General features: G+C 52.2%; 15 protein-coding genes and 1 pseudogene. 11 read left to right on the forward strand and 5 right to left on the reverse strand.

Features of this window, described 5'->3' with window-relative positions:
• The first annotated feature begins 63 nt into the window (after positions 1 to 63).
• The 4 genes and pseudogenes from hslV (at position 64) to A8O25_RS04460 (ending at position 4,335) form a co-directional block, all read left to right on the forward strand.
• Positions 64 to 603 (forward strand): ATP-dependent protease subunit HslV, encoded by a 540-nt coding sequence (gene hslV, locus A8O25_RS04445; protein WP_066831404.1) that lies wholly within the window; start codon positions 64 to 66, stop codon positions 601 to 603.
• A 92-nt stretch (positions 604 to 695) separates the two neighbouring features.
• The gene (locus tag A8O25_RS04450; RefSeq protein ID WP_066831408.1) at positions 696 to 1,667 is read left to right on the forward strand and encodes a deoxyhypusine synthase family protein; all 972 of its coding nucleotides are present in this window, start codon (positions 696 to 698) and stop codon (positions 1,665 to 1,667) included.
• A 472-nt stretch (positions 1,668 to 2,139) separates the two neighbouring features.
• Positions 2,140 to 2,733, forward strand: coding sequence for a DUF4136 domain-containing protein (locus A8O25_RS04455; RefSeq protein ID WP_066831411.1), 594 nt, complete (start codon positions 2,140 to 2,142; stop codon positions 2,731 to 2,733).
• Positions 2,734 to 2,959: 226 nt separating this feature from the next.
• Positions 2,960 to 4,335: pseudogene (locus A8O25_RS04460) on the forward strand (pyridoxal phosphate-dependent decarboxylase family protein).
• Between the two features lie 109 nt (positions 4,336 to 4,444).
• Here A8O25_RS04460 and A8O25_RS04465 read toward each other — a convergent pair.
• Complete coding sequence (locus A8O25_RS04465) at positions 4,445 to 5,017, reverse strand: 2'-5' RNA ligase family protein (protein WP_066831420.1); 573 nt, start codon at positions 5,015 to 5,017, stop codon at positions 4,445 to 4,447.
• 214 nt (positions 5,018 to 5,231) lie between these two features.
• Here A8O25_RS04465 and abc-f point away from each other — a divergent pair, with 214 nt between their 5' ends.
• Both abc-f and A8O25_RS04475 read left to right on the forward strand, forming a co-directional pair.
• Positions 5,232 to 7,160 carry a ribosomal protection-like ABC-F family protein gene (abc-f, locus tag A8O25_RS04470; RefSeq protein ID WP_066831422.1) on the forward strand — a complete coding sequence of 643 codons (1,929 nt, stop codon included), beginning with the start codon at positions 5,232 to 5,234 and terminating at the stop codon, positions 7,158 to 7,160.
• 226 nt (positions 7,161 to 7,386) lie between these two features.
• Positions 7,387 to 8,709, forward strand: coding sequence for a type IX secretion system plug protein (locus tag A8O25_RS04475; RefSeq protein ID WP_066831425.1), 1,323 nt, complete (start codon positions 7,387 to 7,389; stop codon positions 8,707 to 8,709).
• 338 nt (positions 8,710 to 9,047) lie between these two features.
• Here the strand turns inward: A8O25_RS04475 and A8O25_RS23705 are convergent, their stop codons facing one another.
• The 4 genes from A8O25_RS23705 to rsmA form a co-directional block, all read right to left on the reverse strand.
• Positions 9,048 to 9,203, reverse strand: a complete 156-nt coding sequence (locus tag A8O25_RS23705) for a hypothetical protein (RefSeq protein ID WP_241498932.1) — start codon at positions 9,201 to 9,203, stop codon at positions 9,048 to 9,050.
• The gene (locus A8O25_RS04480; protein ID WP_241498933.1) at positions 9,200 to 9,940 is read right to left on the reverse strand and encodes an NAD(P)-dependent oxidoreductase; all 741 of its coding nucleotides are present in this window, start codon (positions 9,938 to 9,940) and stop codon (positions 9,200 to 9,202) included. Before A8O25_RS04480 ends, A8O25_RS23705 begins: the two co-directional genes overlap by 4 nt.
• A gap of 699 nt (positions 9,941 to 10,639) precedes the next feature.
• Positions 10,640 to 11,992, reverse strand: a complete 1,353-nt coding sequence (gene mgtE / locus A8O25_RS04490) for a magnesium transporter (protein WP_066831431.1) — start codon at positions 11,990 to 11,992, stop codon at positions 10,640 to 10,642.
• Positions 11,982 to 12,764 carry a 16S rRNA (adenine(1518)-N(6)/adenine(1519)-N(6))-dimethyltransferase RsmA gene (gene rsmA, locus A8O25_RS04495; RefSeq protein ID WP_066831434.1) on the reverse strand — a complete coding sequence of 261 codons (783 nt, stop codon included), beginning with the start codon at positions 12,762 to 12,764 and terminating at the stop codon, positions 11,982 to 11,984. The genes mgtE and rsmA overlap by 11 nt, the downstream gene beginning before the upstream one ends.
• Before the next feature lie 55 nt (positions 12,765 to 12,819).
• Here rsmA and A8O25_RS04500 point away from each other — a divergent pair, with 55 nt between their 5' ends.
• From A8O25_RS04500 to A8O25_RS04520, 5 genes are all read left to right on the forward strand, one after another.
• Positions 12,820 to 14,256: a leucyl aminopeptidase family protein gene (locus A8O25_RS04500; RefSeq protein ID WP_066831436.1), complete on the forward strand. Its 1,437-nt coding sequence runs from the start codon at positions 12,820 to 12,822 to the stop codon at positions 14,254 to 14,256.
• A gap of 3 nt (positions 14,257 to 14,259) precedes the next feature.
• Positions 14,260 to 15,270: a 4-hydroxythreonine-4-phosphate dehydrogenase PdxA gene (gene pdxA / locus A8O25_RS04505; protein ID WP_066831439.1), complete on the forward strand. Its 1,011-nt coding sequence runs from the start codon at positions 14,260 to 14,262 to the stop codon at positions 15,268 to 15,270.
• Between the two features lie 26 nt (positions 15,271 to 15,296).
• The gene (locus tag A8O25_RS04510) at positions 15,297 to 15,611 is read left to right on the forward strand and encodes a UPF0175 family protein (protein WP_241498934.1); all 315 of its coding nucleotides are present in this window, start codon (positions 15,297 to 15,299) and stop codon (positions 15,609 to 15,611) included.
• A complete protein-coding gene (locus tag A8O25_RS04515) occupies positions 15,595 to 16,062 on the forward strand; it encodes a PIN domain-containing protein (RefSeq protein WP_066831446.1) in 468 nt (155 codons plus the stop codon). Before A8O25_RS04510 ends, A8O25_RS04515 begins: the two co-directional genes overlap by 17 nt.
• Before the next feature lie 335 nt (positions 16,063 to 16,397).
• Entirely contained in the window at positions 16,398 to 16,949 is a 552-nt protein-coding gene (locus tag A8O25_RS04520) for a YceD family protein (RefSeq protein WP_066831449.1), read from the forward strand.
• Positions 16,950 to 16,974: the final 25 nt, after the last annotated feature.

The raw sequence follows: 16,974 nt of genomic DNA on the forward strand, positions 1-16,974 counted from the left end.
TGTCGTAGTTTCGCGGCAATTGCGTGCGTAAACGTACGTATCACTAGAACAGGAAAGACACTTATGGTAAAAATACGTTCAACCACCGTGCTGGGCATCTACCATAACGGCGAAGTAGCCGTTGGGGCAGACGGGCAGGCCACTATGGATAAATATGTGGCCAAAAGCAACGTGCGTAAAATCAGAAAGCTGCAGGACGGGAAAATCATTACCGGTTTTGCCGGCTCCACCGCAGATGCGTTCACCCTGCTGGAGCGCTTTGAGGAGAAACTCAACGCCTACGGCAACAACATGAAGCGCGCCGCCATTGAACTGGCCAAAGACTGGCGCAAAGACCAGTACCTGCGCAAGCTGGAGGCCATGATGGTGGTAGCCAACAAAGAGGAGCTGCTCATTATTTCCGGCACCGGTGATGTTCTGGAGCCCGACTACCAGATAGCGGCCATTGGGTCTGGCAGCACCTATGCCCAGTCGGCCGCCCTGGCGTTGAAAAAGCACGCGCCGCACCTCACCGCTGAGGAAATGGTGCGGGAGGCGCTCACCATTGCCGCCGACATCTGCATTTACACCAACCACAATTTCATCATAGAAAAACCGAACTAACCACTGGGTTAGGATGTTTGCCTCTTGTAATCACCCTAGATTATAAAGAGATAGAATTTCACCACATCACTTTTAACACACAAAGATAAGAAATGAAGGTAACGCAGTTCCTGAAAGACCATTACAAGCACTTTAACGCCGCTGCCCTGATTGATGCCGCTGAAGGTTATAAAGCGCATTTGAATGACGGCGGAAAGATGATGATCACCCTGGCGGGCGCCATGAGTACCGCAGAGTTGGGAATTATTCTGGCTGAAATGATTCGGGAAGACAAAGTGCAGGCCATTACCTGTACGGGCGCCAACCTGGAAGAAGACATCTTCAACCTGGTGGCCCATGATTTTTATGAGCGTATTCCTAACTACCGTGACCTGACGCCGCAAGACGAGCAGGCGCTGCTGGACCGCCACCTGAACCGCGTGACAGACACCTGTATTCCAGAGGAGGAAGCCATGCGTCGCCTGGAGCACACCGTCTTGAAATACTGGCAGAAAGCTGACCAGGCCGGTGAAGCTTATTTCCCGCACCAGTTCTTCTACCAGATCCTGCTCTCTGGTGATTTGGAGCAGCACTACCAGATAGACCCTAAGAACAGCTGGATGCTGGAAGCCGCCAAGAAGAACCTGCCAATTTTTGTACCGGGCTGGGAAGACTCTACCCTGGGCAACATCTACACCGGCCACGTCATTTCCGGCGACATTAAGAATGTGCATACTGTGAAAACCGGTATCCAGTACATGATGGAGCTGGCCGAGTGGTACACCCAAACGGCCACCGAGGAGTCTACCATTGGTTTCTTCCAGATTGGCGGCGGTATTGCCGGTGACTTCCCTATCTGCGTGGTGCCTATGCTGCACCAGGACCTGCAGCGTACGGGGGTTCCGTTGTGGGGCTATTTTGCGCAGATCTCTGACTCTACCACCAGCTACGGTTCTTACTCAGGCGCCGTGCCGAATGAGAAAATCACCTGGGGGAAACTGGGGGTGAACACGCCTAAATATGTTATTGAATCAGATGCCACCATTGTGGCCCCGTTGATTTTCGCCATTGTACTAGACAAGTAACAGCCGTTTCCGGCTTACTTTTTCCAAAAGCGGGACGTTTTGTCCCGCTTTTTTTATGCCCGCCGCAGATTCACCTGTCTGGCTATTGTTTTTCAGACAAATCTAAGTAGCTTTAATTCAGCAACCTACGCAGCTTTTTTTTTTCCAGCATCTTCTCTGGTTGCTGATTTTATAAGACTAGAGGAACATAGGACCAGGCAAATGACATAACGGGGAAAGCTCCCCCGCTAGCCAAAGAGACTACTGAAGGTTTTTTCCGGGGCTGGCAAACCTTACCCCGTAAAGAAAAGCTGTCATCTAAGGTATTCTAATTTGTCTTAAGGCAGGTTTTCATCTTTTAAAACACCGCCAGGAAAAGGGGCGCTCCCGTATTTCTACAGAATTTTACTTTTCTTATAATTTTTTAAAACCTTCCTGGAAGGTACTACCGTAAGTAACGGAGGTACAGAAATTTAACACTAAGGTCAAAAAAATGAGAAAGCTTTACTACGTATCTACCATTGTGCTTCTGCTGCTGGTCTTTGGCTTGAATGGCTGCATGATGTTTAAGGCCCGTAAATTTGGGTCTGACTACAGCTATACCGGCACCTTCCACAAATACAAAACCTTCAATTTTGTCACCCACGCCTCAGAGCAGGACAGCGCCACCACGCAGAACTATGAAGTCCTCAAGAAGTTTATCAAAGAGAGGCTGGAAATTCAGGGGTACGAGTTTACAGAAAAGAAACCTGACCTGCTGGTAAGCTACTACCTGTATTTCAATGACCTCAACATGAAAGGTTATGAGCAGGAAGAGTTTGACATCTGGCTGGTGAACAACGAGGAGCCCGCTAAAGAACATGACCCTTACCGGCCGGTGAAGATGTTCATGTCGCAGGGTACCCTGCTGGTGACGCTGCTGGACCATAAAAAGCAGAATGCCGTCTGGCAAGGCTATACCTCTGGCGTGCTCGCTGACAAGTCTGCTGAAAACACAGCTTACCTGAACCGGGCGGTAAGAACCATTTTTGACCAGTACAGAGTCTTCCGGAAAGGCTACCTGCGCGACAACTCCCTTTCAAACTAACCTATTTCCCCTTTCTCACCCTGCCACCCTTTCCCTTGCCTGTACCGGCAAGGGAAAGGGTCTTTTTGGCTTTTAGAGCCAAGGCCACAGCAAAACCTTTTATAATTTGCTGTAGATTAGCAGCCAGAAAAACCACTTCATGTCTATTTCCCAACTTGAGGCCCGTCTCCAGGAACTGGAGCAGCACGCTCTTCTTCTGGAGCCAGACGCTTCACACCGGTTTCCCATGCAACAGGCAGTAGAACGGTATGCCCAGCACTTTCTGGAAGCCCTCCCTGAGGCACCGGCTTTTGTTCCCCGTTCAGAAACGCATGACAGCCTGGCGCCTTTTGCCATTCCCGAGCTGCCCAAGCCTATAGCAGAGACCCTGCAGGTACTCCAACACCAAGTAGACACCCCGGGTATCAATTCCGCCTCTGGCGGGCATCTGGGCTATATACCCGGAGGCGGGCTGTACTATGCCGGGCTGGGGGACTATCTGGCCGCCGTGGCCAACAAATACGCCGGCATCTTCTACTCTGCCCCCGGTGCCGTGAAAATGGAGAACCTGCTCCTGCGCTGGATGGCAGAGACCATTGGCTTTCCCGCAGAGGCCGCTGGCAACCTCACCTCCGGGGGCAGCATTGCCAGCCTGATTGCCCTGGCCACCGCCCGAGATGCGAAGCAAATAACTTCCCGCCTTGTTCCAGAGGCGGTGGTGTACCTAACCAGCCATACCCACCATTGCCTGAACAAAGCACTGCGCATAGCCGGTTTAGGGGAGTGCCCCACCCGGTTGGTCCCCATGGATGACCGTTACCGCATGCAACCGCAGGCGCTGCGGGCGGTCATAGAACAGGACAAGGCGGCGGGTTTAACCCCATGGCTGCTGGTGGCCTCAGCGGGGACCACAGATGTTGGGGCCGTTGACCCTCTCCCTGAACTGGCAGCCGTTGCCCAACAGCACCAGCTGTGGTTTCACGTAGACGCCGCCTACGGCGGATTCTTCGCGCTGGCCCCGTCTGGCAAAGAGATTTTACGGGGGATTGAACAGGCAGACTCAGTGGTCATGGACCCTCATAAGGGGTTGTTTATTCCGTACGGTCTGGCGCCGTACTTATCAAAGACCGGGAGCAGCTGGCCAAAACCCACTACTACTCGGCCAATTACATGCAAGATGCCCTGGCAGCAGACCAGGAATACTCCCCCGCAGACCTTTCACCGGAGCTGAGCAAGCATTTCAGGGGGCTGCGGCTGTGGCTCCCGCTTCAACTGCACGGGGTGGCGGCGTTTAGAAGCGCCCTGGAAGAGAAACTGCTGCTGGCACAATACGCCTACGCCAAACTTCAGGAGCTTACCGGGTTTGAAACACCGGCGGCGCCAGCGCTGTCTGTGGTGATTTTCAGGTACCTGCCGGCTGCCGGGGCTGATGCCAACGCCTTCAATCAGCGGCTGGTGCAGGCGGTGCAGCAAGACGGGCGCGTTTTTCTCTCCTCTACCAAACTAGGCGATGACTTTATGCTGCGGTTTGCCATCCTTTCCTTCAGAACCCACAAAGCCACCTTTGATTTGGCCCTGGAGATCCTGCAGGAGAAAGTAAGGGAACTGCAAACCCAACGTTAAGTGAATTTTACTGATGCCTGTCTCCGTACAGATAGCAGTCTTTTCCTGTTTTGGGGCTGTTTTTCAGAAATCAGCCCCAAAACAGGAAATCCTATAGGCCCAGCGGAAATCAGGACTTGGTAAGTTTAAAGGCGGCGCCTTCTTCTGTGCCCACCAGCGGGAACTCGCCGTCTTTCAGGAACAGTTCGCCGTGCTTGGTGAGCAGCGTGAGGTTATCCAGTTCAATCTGCCAATTATACGGCTCCCGGTTCAGGTACGCCATAGCCTTGGCCACCACCTCAGGGGACGTGTCGCCCAGGGCCAGGGAGAGGTGGGGCACCCAGGTCTCTGGGTAATAATGCGAGCCAATCTCCTGACAGATCAGGCCAACCGCCTCAAACAGCTGCGCATGGAACCGGTTCACGGCCGGGGTGCGCAGGACCGGTATGAACAGGACTGGCTTCTCGCCCGGGAAGAGGCCCAGGCCGGTGGTTCTGACCTTGAACTTGCAACAGATGCCCGCCGCGTGCCCCAGGGTCTCCTGCAGGTTATGGAGGCTTCCGTCATTCACGGTGAGCCACGTGATGTGCGGGTAAGGGGTCATCTGCACCCCCTTGAGCCCAAATTCCCGCTCCAGCTCAAAGATCAGCCGGTTCAGTTGGTCAGAATGTTGCGCGTCTAGAAGAGATACAATGGCTACCATAGGTGCAACGAAGTTGGGCGTTTTAGGGCTGTTTTCCAAAAAATAGCGCAAAAACAGAAAGATCCCCGCAAGCTCCGGCCCCGCCGGGCCAGCTTGTATCTGTTTTAGGGCAGTTTTCCAGAAAACAGGTCAAAAACAGGAATTTACCCGCAGCCCTGGTAAAATCAGGTTTCTGCAGAAATCTGTACCTTTGCGGTTTGATACGCCTTGATCCATGATTTCCATCAATAACCTTCACTTCCATTTCGGGAGCCGCACCCTGTACGAAGACGCCAACCTGCACATCAAACCCAAAGACAAGATTGGGCTGGTGGGGCTCAACGGCACCGGCAAATCAACCCTGCTGCGCCTGCTGGTGGGCGAGTACAAGCCTGACGGCGGCGGAATCCAAATGAGCCGTGATACCACCCTGGGCTTCCTGAACCAGGACCTGCTGTCTTATGACACCCATGAGAGCATCCTGAAAGTGGCCATGCAGGCCTTTGAAGAGGCTATTCAGGTGCAGCGCCGCATTGACGAGGTGCTGCATGAGATGGAAACCAACTACCAGGACGAGCACATTGACAAGCTGGCCAAGCTACAGGAGCAGTTTGAGGCGCTGGACGGCTATAACATTCAGGTCAAGGCCGAAGAGATTCTGGAAGGCCTGGGCTTCACCACTGAGGAGCTGCAGCAGCCGCTGCGCACCTTCTCCGGAGGCTGGCGCATGCGCGTGATGCTGGCCAAGATCCTGTTGCAGAAACCCTCGCTCCTGCTGCTGGATGAGCCTACCAACCACCTGGACCTGCCTTCCATCAAATGGATTGAAAACTATCTGGCCGCCTATGAAGGTGCCCTGGTCATTGTGTCCCATGACCGCGAATTCCTGGACCGGACCACCAACACCACGGTAGAAGTATCTGGCGGTAAGCTGAACGTGTACGCCGGCAACTACAGCTTCTATCTGGAGGAGAAAGAGCTGCGCAACGAGATCCAGAAGGGCGCCTATGAGAACCAGCAGCAGCAGATCAAGCAGGCCGAGCAGTTCATTGCCCGTTTCAAAGCCAAGGCCACTAAAGCCAAGCAGGCGCAGAGCCGCATGAAGGCCCTGGAGAAAATGGAGCGCATTGAAGACGTGGCCGCCGATGCGCCCGTGGTCAATTTCAAGTTCCAGTTCACGGTGCAGCCCGGCCGCAATATTCTAAGGCTGGAGAACATGAGCAAAAGCTATGGCGACAAACTCATTTTCCAGAACACGCACGTGAACATAGAGCGCGGCGATAAAATTGCCCTCATTGGTGCCAACGGAAAAGGGAAGTCTACCCTCATGCGCATCATTGCCGGCGATGAACCCATTAAAGGGGAGCGCCAGCTGGGCCACAACGTGATCATGGCCTTCTACGCCCAGCACCAGCTGGAGAGCCTGAACGTGGAGAACGAGATTCTGCAGGAGATGGTGCAGGCGGGCAGCAAACGCACCGAGATGGAGTTGCGCGGCGTGTTGGGTTCGTTCCTGTTCACCGGCGACACCGTTTTCAAAAAGATCAAAGTTCTGTCTGGGGGTGAGAAAAGCCGCGTGGCTCTGGCCAAAACCCTGATTTCAGAAGCCAACTTCCTGCTGCTGGATGAGCCTACCAACCACCTAGACATGCAGAGTGTGAACATCCTCATTCAGGCGCTGGAGCAGTACGAGGGTACGTTTGTGGTCATTTCCCACGACCGTTACTTTGTGGAGAGCGTGGCGAACAAAATCTGGTACATTGAGAACCATGAGTTGAAGGAGTACCCCGGCACCTACCATGAGTACGAGTACTGGATGGAGCAGCGGGAGAAAGACCAGAAACGCTCTGTTTCCGCGCCCCAAAAATCGGCCAAGGCCGAAAACAAACCCAAGCCCACAGCCAGCCAGCAGCAGGAACTGGAGCAGGAGCTAAAGAAAGCCAACCAGAAACTGAAGCAGGTAGAGGGGCTGGTGAACGAACTGGAAGCCAAGCTGAAAAACTGCGAAAACAAACTGGCCCTGCCCAGCACCTACGCTGACCCCAATGCCCTGCACGAGGCCACCCAGCAGTTCAACAAAGTCAAAGCCCAGCTAGACAAGGAGCAGACGGCCTGGGAACAACTCATGGACCAGGTAGACGCCCTGGAAAACCAGTTGAAATAATTGATACCCCACGCAGGTATCTAAGAGCCTGTGAGGGTTTGTGTTTTGGGGCTGTTTTCTGAAAAACAGCCCCAAAACAGGAGAAAAGAACTTCTGCCCAGCACCAGATTTGATAAAGTTGCGCGTTACTAATGAACATCAGAGCCGTTGCACGGTTTTCATCAAAGCAGCAACCTGTCTTAGATATCTGTGCAGCAGGAAAGCCTGCCACCTAGAACACTGGAAAATGAATAGAACCTGGAGGAATCGCTTACTGTCACTTGCCCTTGCTTCCCTGGCCCTGGCCGGATGTGTGCCCGTGGAGCAGACCGGCTCCGGCACCGGGGCTTCTGGCACCGGGGCTGCTTTGCGGTATGAAGATGCGGTGTACACCTCAGATGTGCAGTCAGTGCAGCTTTATGCACAGAGTTACAACGTGGCAGATGTGCTGGCCCCGCCGGTGGTACCGTTGAATCAGTCGGGTGGCCTATTGCTGGAATTTGACCGTTTCTCTGCCCCCCGCGGCAGGGCGGTGGTGCGGCTCCACCACTGTGATATCAACTGGCAGCCCAGCCAGCTCCAGGCGCTCCAGTTTGTGCAGGACTTCAACGAGTTTTACATCAACCAGGTAGAAGCCTCTGCGGGCACCAAGGTTCCGTATTGGCACTACCGTTTTCAGGTGCCCCGGGTAAAACTGAGCGGCAACTACCTCTTGGAAGTCTCAGAGGAAGGCGGCAATCTTCTGCTAAGCAGACGGTACGTGGTGTTTGAGGAGCTGGTAACGGTGGGGCTGAGGCCGGTAGCCACTCCCGGCGCCGGAGACCGCTACGTGCGCCAGCAGTTAGACTTCAACGTATTTTACGCGCAATACCCTCTTGTGAACCCGGCGCAGGAAGTGAAAGTCATCATGCGCCAGAACCACCGCTGGGACAACGCCAAATTCTTCACCAAACCCACTTTTGTGCAGGAGGCGCAGCGCAGGCTGGAGTATCAGCTGTTTGACGTGGAGCAGACCTTTCTGGGCTTGAACGAGTTCCGGGCCCTGGACACCCGCAGTGAGCGGTTCAGCGGGTTAGGGGTGGAGCGCCGCGATGTCTCCACCTCGCCTGACCAGATTTTTGCCACCGTGGGTAAAAGCCGCGCCCGCGAAGCCTACAGCACCCAGCCAGACGCCAACGGCAAGTTCCTCTTCGGGAGCCGCGAATACGGCAACGCCCCTTTGAACGCCGACTATCAGCGGGTTTTCTTCCGGCTGCATTCCCCTGAGCCCGCCCCCGGCCCGGTCTATGTCTTCGGCGGTTTCACTGACTGGCAGCTGAAGGAAAATTTCAAGCTGACGTATGATGCCGCCCATCAGATGTATACCGGCTCTGCACTTCTCAAACAAGGCTACTACAATTACTACTTCACCGTGAAGGGTGCCAACGGCCAAGCCGATTCCCGTTATTACGAAGGAAGCCACTTCGCCACCGAGAACGTGTATGATGTGCTGGTGTATTACCGTCCGCCGGGAACGCGCGCAGATTTGATTATTGGGTACTCCAGCGTCCAGTTCAACCCGCAGCGGTAATGAATTGAGGTTCTAATTGATTGTTTTTTTTCAATCAAAGGAAAGGCGGGTGGGTGCCACTTGAGTTTTGCACCCACCCGCCTTCTCTTGTTTTCACTCTATTTCCCTAAAAAAGGCTAAAATATAAACCTAACCCGTAGCGGCGTTACCCTGTAACGCCGTGGTTCTACGCAGCTATACAAGTTCCAAAACCCGCTGCCCATCTTAGCAATTGAAATGCTCTTCATGAGAAATGTTTCTGGCGGGAGAGCCATTACAGTTTCATGGAACCTCGGCGTTACAGGGTAACGCCGCTACGTTTCTGGCCTACTTTTCAGAAAACAGCCCAAAAACGGAAATCACTTTCTCTCTTCCAGATAACTTTTCAGCTTTGCTACCAGCACATCATTGATGCGCACATAAGATTCCTGCGTCCAGCCGGCAATGTGCGGGGTCAGGATTACCCGCGGGTGATCTAGCAGATAGTTTAAACGTTCCTGTTGCTCCGGAGTCACGTCTTCAGCTTCTCGTTTTCCAGCACGTCCAGCGCAGCTCCTTTTATCTGTCCGGATTTTAAGGCTTCCACCAAAGCCGCATGGTCTAGCACTTCGCCGCGGGCGGTGTTCAGGAGCCAGAACGGCTGTTTAAAACCTGAAACCAGCTGTTCATTAACAAAATGGTGGTTCTCCTGGTTGTACGGGAAGTGCAGGCTCAGCACCTGGGCCCGTTCCTGAATTTCCTCCAAAGAGGTCATCCGCACGTGCGGAAAAGGATTTTCCACCGTCTGCTTGTCATACGCCAGCACCTCACATTCAAAGCCTATCAGCCGCTTGGCGAACGCTTTGCCCATGTGCCCATACCCTAGCAACCCGATGGTCTTTCCGCCTATCTCTTCGCCCCGGTTCTCTTCGCGCAGCCAATGGCCTTCTCTTATTTGGCGGTCGCCTTCGGTGATTTTCCGGAACAGTGCCAACAGCAAACCCAATGTGTGGTCGCCTACGGCATCACGGTTTCCCTCAGGGGCGTTGAGCAAGGTAATGTTTCTGGCTTCCAGCACGCCGTCATCAATGTTATCCACCCCGGCACCGGCGCGGGCTACTACTTCCAGTTTGGGGGCATTTGTCAAAAGTTCAGCCGTAATTCTCAGCTTGCTACGCACCACCAGCATGTGGTAGTCTGGCAACAAAGCAGGAACGTCTTCTTTTTTAATATCAGGCACGTAGGTTACCTCCACACCCAGCGATTGTAGCATGGGGAGCAAGCTTTCATGCATGAGGTCAATGATAAGGCAGCGGAAGGAAGATTCAGAAAAAGGCATTAGTATAGATTAAGACGAAGTCTAAGGTGTAAAATTATTAATATCATCCTTTATGCCTTTTCAGCTTTTGAAAAAGCGCTTTTCTTCTCAATCTACTCACAATTAAAATGCTTACAGCAAAAATCACCAAATGGCAACTAAAAGCTAATAACCTCTCAAAAAAAGATTCTTTGGAAATGATTGTCCAGCTACTAGGGAGAAAGTCCCTGTTTAAGAGTGGCAGAGAGGAGATTCTATCAAAAAGAAAATGAGTGAATAATAGAAGGAAAGCGATGAGAAGCAAAGTAAATCTTGAAGCCCTAACTTTTTTTGACCATAGAAAAGAAGTTGCTACTAAGAAGAGTATAGGTTTTAACCAGAAATAAAATCAATAAGGGCCAAACATTCTATTGATAACCGCAAAGTAAGAATCATCATCTAATGAAAATTCATTGTTCCAAAACGCTTCTAATATCAAAATTGGCAAATACAGGAACCCCGCCCACTTTACAGCCAGTAACATAGAAGCTTCTATGTTAGGCGAGAAAATGGTGTCACTATCTTTTCTTGAATAACTAACCAAATACCCTAATAGATAGAATACTCCAAAGCCAACAAAATAAGATTCTGTAATACTGACCAACATTTTTGCTTCTACAGACTTAACAACAAATGCGCCACCAGGAAATACACGCCCAGTCCTAATAAGTCATTGGCAGTGGTGATGAAAGGTCCGGCGGCCACGGCGGGGTTTACGCCGTATTTATCCAGAATCATGGGTGTGACGGTGCCCATGAACGAAGACAGTAACACCACGCTGAACAACGCCACGGCCACTACCAAAGACAAGGTCAACTCTACTCCAAACAACACATTGAACCCCAGCACCAGCCCTGACATGACCAACCCGTTGATGATAGCCACCAGCAAAACTTTGACAATTCTGGTGGTGAAATTATCAAACAGCACCGTTTTATTGGCCAGGGTCTGAATGATGATGGACGAGGACTGAATGCCAACATTTCCGCCGGTGGCGGTAATTAAGGGTGTGAACATGGCTAAGGCGGGAATAATGGCAATATCGCCTTCAAACAGGCCGATGAATCGCGCTCCCAGCAAACCGCCCACCATGCCCACCATGAGCCACGGCAAACGCGCCCGGGAGAGCCGGAACACGCTGTCATCTTCTTCAATATTTTCGGTGATACCAGTCATGAGCTGGCGGCTCAGTTCGGCCTGTTCCTGAATCACGTCAATGACGTCGTCAATGGTGATGCGGCCCAGCAAACGGCCTTGAATGTTGACTACCGGAATAGCGTCCAGGTCATATTTCTGCATCACGCTGGCCACTTCCTGCTCGTCTTTGAACGACTCTATGGCAATCACATCGGGGTCGTAGACTTTGGCAATGGGCGTGTCATCTCCGCAGAGAATGAGGGTTTTCATGCTCAACCGGCCCAGCAACTTATCGCGGTCATCTACCACGTAAATGGCGTAGACTTTCTCCACGTCTTCGGCTTGCCGCCTGATTTCATCTATGCATTGCCCCACATGCCAGTTGATGTTCACTTTGATCAGCTCCTTGGCCATGAGCCCGCCGGCGCAATCTTCGTCATAGTGCAAGAGGTCAATGATGTAGGCCACGTGCTCGCGGTCTTCCAACTGGGCGATGATTTCCTCTTTGCGCTGCACAGTCTGCTCGTTGAGCACGTCCACGGCGTCATCAGAGTCCATTTCGGCTATGTAGCGGGCCACTTCCTCAATGGTGAAGTTCTTGAGGAAATTAGTGCGCACATCGGTGTCCAGGTCGCTCAGGATTTCAGCGCCCACCTCGGCAGGCAGCAAATCCATCACGTACTTGCTCTGCTCCAGGTTGAGTTCATAGAGTACCGTGGTGATGTCTGGAGGGTACATTTCCTCCATGTTGGAGAGAATGAACGCGGCATCACGGCGGGCAATGGCGTCTTCTATCTGATCAATGAACTCGCGGGTGATTTCAGTTTGCATGCTGCTGAATCAAGAGGGTCAACTGGATAAAATCGTCTACGCTCAACTGTTCGGCGCGTTTATCAAACTGCGGGTCTTGCGTGACCGCCACAGGTAAATTAAAGGGTTTTAGGCAGTTTCTTAAGGTTTTCCGCCTAGTGGCGAAGCTGGTTTTGACCACCTTGAAAAACAGTTTCTCATCACACGGCAGCTGCGCCACTTCATTACGCGTCAAGCGCACCACGGCAGATTTCACCTTAGGCGGTGGATTGAACACGTGCTCATGCACCGTGAACAGGTACTCAATAGTATAAAACGCCTGCAAAAGCACACTCATGATGCCGTAGGTTTTGGAGCCATGCGGCGCGGCAATGCGTTCGGCCACCTCTTTCTGAATCATGCCCACGCTTTCGGGCACCTGGTCGCGGTGCTCCAGAATCTTGAAGAAAATCTGGCTGGAGATGTTGTACGGGAAATTGCCAATCACCGCGAATGGCCCTTTAAAGAGCGTTTTCAAGTCGGTTTTAAGAAAATCGGCAAAAAGTACGCGGCCCTCCAGCTGCGGAAAATGCTCGTTCAGCCATGCAATACTTTCGCGGTCAATGTCTACAATGGTGGTCTGATACTCCGGGTGCTGCACCAGAAACTGGGTGAGTACGCCCATGCCGGGCCCCACTTCCAGCACCTCCTGCACCCCATTGGGCAGCCGGAGCGCCTCTACTATCTTCTGGGCGATGTTGAGGTCGGTGAGAAAGTGCTGACCTAGGTGTTTCTTGGGCTGGACGGGCTTCACAGGTTTTCGGTTTCCGTTTGTTCAGGCTATATTGCAGCTCAAAGATACACATCTTATGCGCACAGAACTGACCTACGCCGCAACATTACCGGCAAATACCAGCACCGCCGTGCTGATTCCGGGCCGCGAGCAACTCCCCGTGGAGCTTTTCTCCGCTGATGAACTGGACTACATCAACCGCCAGTTGGACCTCAAGAGCACGCTGGTGACCCTCAATAAACTCACCCACCAACTCTACCTGGTGCTCACCGAGCCCAAGAAAAAGGAAACGCTCACCCAGGAAGCCCTCCGCAAAGCGGGAAACGCCCTGCTGCAGCGCCTGTCGGCGGATAAAGTGGAGCAGGTGGTGCTGCTGGACGGCGCTGATGGGGAAGCTGCCCTGTACGTAGCCGAAGGGTTGGTATTGAGCAACTACGCTTTCACCGGCTATAAAACTGAAAAGAACACGCCGCCTTGCCTGAAAACGGTGACCATTACCGGCGTGGGCGTGACGCAAACCCAGGTGAATGAACTGGCCAACCTGCTGAATGCCGTGTATCATACCCGTGACTTGGTGAACACGCCGCCTAACATGCAGACGGCGGTGATGCTGAGCGAACAGATTGAAGAAATGCTGGAAGGCACCGGCGTGAAGGTGGAAGTTCTGGACGAGGTACAGATTCAGTCCCTGAAAATGGGCGGTCTGTTGAGCGTGAACCAAGCCTCTGACCAAGCCCCGACTTTTAATATTCTGGAGTGGAAGCCCGAGAATGCCACCAACGCCCAACCGGTGATTCTGGTAGGCAAAGGCGTGGTCTATGACACCGGCGGGCTGAGCATTAAGCCCACCCCCAACTCAATGGACTACATGAAGTCAGACATGTCCGGGGCGGCCGCTGTGGCGGGCACACTCTATGCTTTGGCTAAGAATAATGTACCATTGCACGTGATTGGTTTGATTCCGGCCACTGACAATTTGATTAGCGGCAAAGGATTCGCCCCGGGCGATGTGATTACCATGCACAGCGGCCACTCTGTGGAAGTCCTGAACACAGATGCCGAAGGCCGCCTGATTCTGGCCGATGCCCTGCATTTCGCCAAACGTTACAACCCATCTTTGGTGATTGACATTGCCACCCTCACCGGGGCCGCCGCACGCGCCATTGGCCGCGAAGGCATCTGCATGATGGGCACCGCCGATGACCTGCTTAAAACCGATTTGAAATTGGCCGGCGAAATGGCGCATGAGCGGCTGGTGGAATTTCCGCTGTGGGATGAGTACCAGGAGCACCTGAAATCTGACATCGCTGATTTAAAGAACATCGGCGGGGCCGAAGCAGGGGCTATCTCGGCGGGAAAATTTCTGGAGTTCTTCACCAACTACCCCTGGATTCACCTGGACATCGCCGGTACGGCGTACCTCTTGAGCCCAGACTCTTACCGGGGCAAGCACGCCACCGGCAGTAGCGTGCGCCTGCTGTACCATTTCCTTACCTCACAAGCTACTGCTTAAGCAATGGAGCCAAAACAAAAGCCCCGCATTGGGATTACCATAGGTGACGTGGCCGGCATTGGGCCGGAAGTGATTCTGAAAACCTTCGCCGATAACCGGGTACTGCATTTCTGCACGCCCGTAGTCTACGGCACCGCTGCTGCGCTGAACAAATACCGTAAGCTGCTGGCGCTGGAGAACTTCAGTTTTCACACCATTCAGGCGTTTGACCAGCTGCATTTCAAGAAACTGAACGTTCTGAACGTGCAGGAGGAGGAAATTGATTTTACGCCCGGCGTTCCTACTCCTGCCACCGGCGCCATTGCCCGTACGGCATTGCTGCGCGCCGCTCAGGACTTGAAAGATGGCCATATACAAGCCATTGTCACCGCGCCCATCGACAAAGACAACACCCAGGGCGAAGGCTTTCAGTTCCCCGGACACACCGAGTTCTTCACAACGTTTTTCAATGCACCGGAGAGCCTGATGTTCCTGGTTTCCTCCAGCGGCTTGCGCGTGGCTACGGTAACCGGGCATTTACCGCTGAAAGATGTAGCCAACACCCTCACCCCGGAACTGCTCATCCGGAAACTCACCATTCTGGACAATTCCCTGCGCAAAGACTTCGGAATTCAGAAACCGAAAATTGCGGTGCTGGGTCTGAATCCGCACGCGGGGGAAAACGGGTTACTGGGCTCTGAGGAGACGGAACTGATTCTGCCCGTGATTGAACAGCTGAAGAACAAAGGCAACCTGGTCTTCGGGCCGTTCCCCGCCGATGGGTACTTTGGTACCCGCAGCTATCAGAAATTTGATGCCACGCTGGCGCTGTACCATGACCAGGGGTTGATTCCGTTCAAGACACTGGCCTTTGAGAACGGTGTGAACTTTACCGCCGGCCTGCCCATTGTGCGTACCTCCCCTGACCACGGCACCGCCTATGACATTGCCGGTCAGAACAAGGCAGATGAGACGTCATTCAGAGAAGCTCTGTTTGCGGCCGTAGATATTCTAAGGTCGCGGGCTGGGGTGTAACTCTTAGCCTGGTAAAATTTTCTTGAATGCGTTCGCCTGTTTTCTGGAAAACGGGCCGAAAACGCATTTTAGTTTATTGTACATATTTAAAAGAACCTTCGTATATTGGGTATATGAGAACAGTGGTTTTACATCTGCCAGCAAATATAGATCTAGATGAACGGCAAACAGCCCGCTTTCTAGCTGCTAAACTCTATGAGTCAGGCAAACTATCTCTCGGCCATGCGGCCGAACTTGCAGGCCTTTCCAAGGTGGCTTTCGCTGAAATCTTGGGAGACTTTAATGTTTCCTTGTTTAACTACCCCGCGAGTGAAATAGGTAGAGATGCCGCTGCCATCTAAAATAGTCATTGCAGATACCAGCTGCTTTATCCTGCTAGACAAGATTGGCGAACTGCCCCTACTTAAAGCTCTCTTCAGAGAAGTAGTGACCACTACTGTTATTGCCACTGAGTTTGGCTCACCGCTTCCAGACTGGATTTCTATTGAAGAAGTAACCAATATAAGATATCAGAAATTACTCGAATTAGAAGTAGACAAAGGAGAAGCAAGCGCTATTGCCCTAAGCTCTGAAAAAGAAGAGAATGTGCTAATTCTTGACGACCTTCAAGCTCGTAAACTTGCTCAAAGACTAGGGTTACCTTTCACTGGAACATTGGGAATAATTGCCAAAGCGAAACAAGTAGGTATTATATCATCTGTAAAGCCAATTATTGAAAAGATAAAAGGCACAAATTTTCGCTTTAGCGAAGAAATTTTCTCAAGTATGCTCAAAGTAGCGGGTGAGGTTTAGAATAAAGTAGGGTATGAACAAGAAGCCTGTCATAATCTCACAAACTATTAAAACCCTGCAAGGATCAGCACCATTGCCAAGCTACCTTGACTACAAGAAAGAATTGAAGAAAGTATTATGGAATAAATATTTGGGTTCAGATTCATGTAAGCCATAATTCCCACCACATCTACTTCCAATTTATATCTCCCTCACAATGAACCACTCCTGTTTTCAGCCTGTTTTCCCAAAAGTAGGCCGAAAACGGCTTTTGTTTAACCCCAGCAAAAAAGGCATTTGTATTTTATATTTAAGATATTTCTGCTAATTTTGCGACTTGCTAAAAAAGAGGCAACGTGAAGGAGATAAAGAAATACGACATCAACCTTGTACGGCTCGCGAACAAGCAGCACACCTACGAGTTTGAATTGGGCGAACCCTTCTTTGAGTTGTTCAGCCGGGAGATCATCCATGGCGGCAACCTGAAAGCGGAGGTGACGCTGCACAAGTCAGAGCTTCTTTTGCAGTTTGACTTCCATATCAAAGGAACGGTTCGGCTGACCTGCGACCGGAGCCTGGAGGAATTTGAGCACCCCCTGGAAGTTAACCAGACGCTGCACGTGCGGTACGGGCCAGAAGATTTGGAACTGGACGAGAACGTGCTGCAGATAGTACCAGAGACGCAGTATATCAACATCGCACAGCACCTGTATGACTACATTGGGCTCGCGGTACCCATGAAAAAGCTGTGCCCCCGGTTTGTAGAGGAAGATTTGGAGCGGGAAGATGACCCGGAGGCAGACGGCCTCTTAATCTACTCCACTCCTGTGGAAGACAATGACGACGAGGACGATGATGAGGACGGTCCGCTGGACCCCCGCTTCGCCGCCCTTAAAAAGCTTAAATAAGTTTCTAACCAATTTTGTAATAATT

The sequence above is a fragment of the Rufibacter ruber genome (genome assembly GCF_001647275.1).
In the GTDB taxonomy this organism is placed as follows: domain Bacteria; phylum Bacteroidota; class Bacteroidia; order Cytophagales; family Hymenobacteraceae; genus Nibribacter; species Nibribacter ruber_C.

What these genes read in the sequence shown, in the direction of transcription:
- hslV (WP_066831404.1), top strand. Translation starts at nt 64, where the DNA reads ATGGTAAAAATACGTTCAACCACCGTGCTGGGCATCTACCATAACGGC.
- A8O25_RS04450 (WP_066831408.1), top strand. Translation starts at nt 696, where the DNA reads ATGAAGGTAACGCAGTTCCTGAAAGACCATTACAAGCACTTTAACGCC.
- A8O25_RS04455 (WP_066831411.1), top strand. Translation starts at nt 2,140, where the DNA reads ATGAGAAAGCTTTACTACGTATCTACCATTGTGCTTCTGCTGCTGGTC.
- A8O25_RS04465 (WP_066831420.1), bottom strand. Translation starts at nt 5,017, where the DNA reads ATGGTAGCCATTGTATCTCTTCTAGACGCGCAACATTCTGACCAACTG.
- abc-f (WP_066831422.1), top strand. Translation starts at nt 5,232, where the DNA reads ATGATTTCCATCAATAACCTTCACTTCCATTTCGGGAGCCGCACCCTG.
- A8O25_RS04475 (WP_066831425.1), top strand. Translation starts at nt 7,387, where the DNA reads ATGAATAGAACCTGGAGGAATCGCTTACTGTCACTTGCCCTTGCTTCC.
- A8O25_RS04480 (WP_241498933.1), bottom strand. Translation starts at nt 9,940, where the DNA reads ATGCTACAATCGCTGGGTGTGGAGGTAACCTACGTGCCTGATATTAAA.
- mgtE (WP_066831431.1), bottom strand. Translation starts at nt 11,992, where the DNA reads ATGCAAACTGAAATCACCCGCGAGTTCATTGATCAGATAGAAGACGCC.
- A8O25_RS04500 (WP_066831436.1), top strand. Translation starts at nt 12,820, where the DNA reads ATGCGCACAGAACTGACCTACGCCGCAACATTACCGGCAAATACCAGC.
- pdxA (WP_066831439.1), top strand. Translation starts at nt 14,260, where the DNA reads ATGGAGCCAAAACAAAAGCCCCGCATTGGGATTACCATAGGTGACGTG.
- A8O25_RS04510 (WP_241498934.1), top strand. Translation starts at nt 15,297, where the DNA reads ATGCGTTCGCCTGTTTTCTGGAAAACGGGCCGAAAACGCATTTTAGTT.
- A8O25_RS04515 (WP_066831446.1), top strand. Translation starts at nt 15,595, where the DNA reads ATGCCGCTGCCATCTAAAATAGTCATTGCAGATACCAGCTGCTTTATC.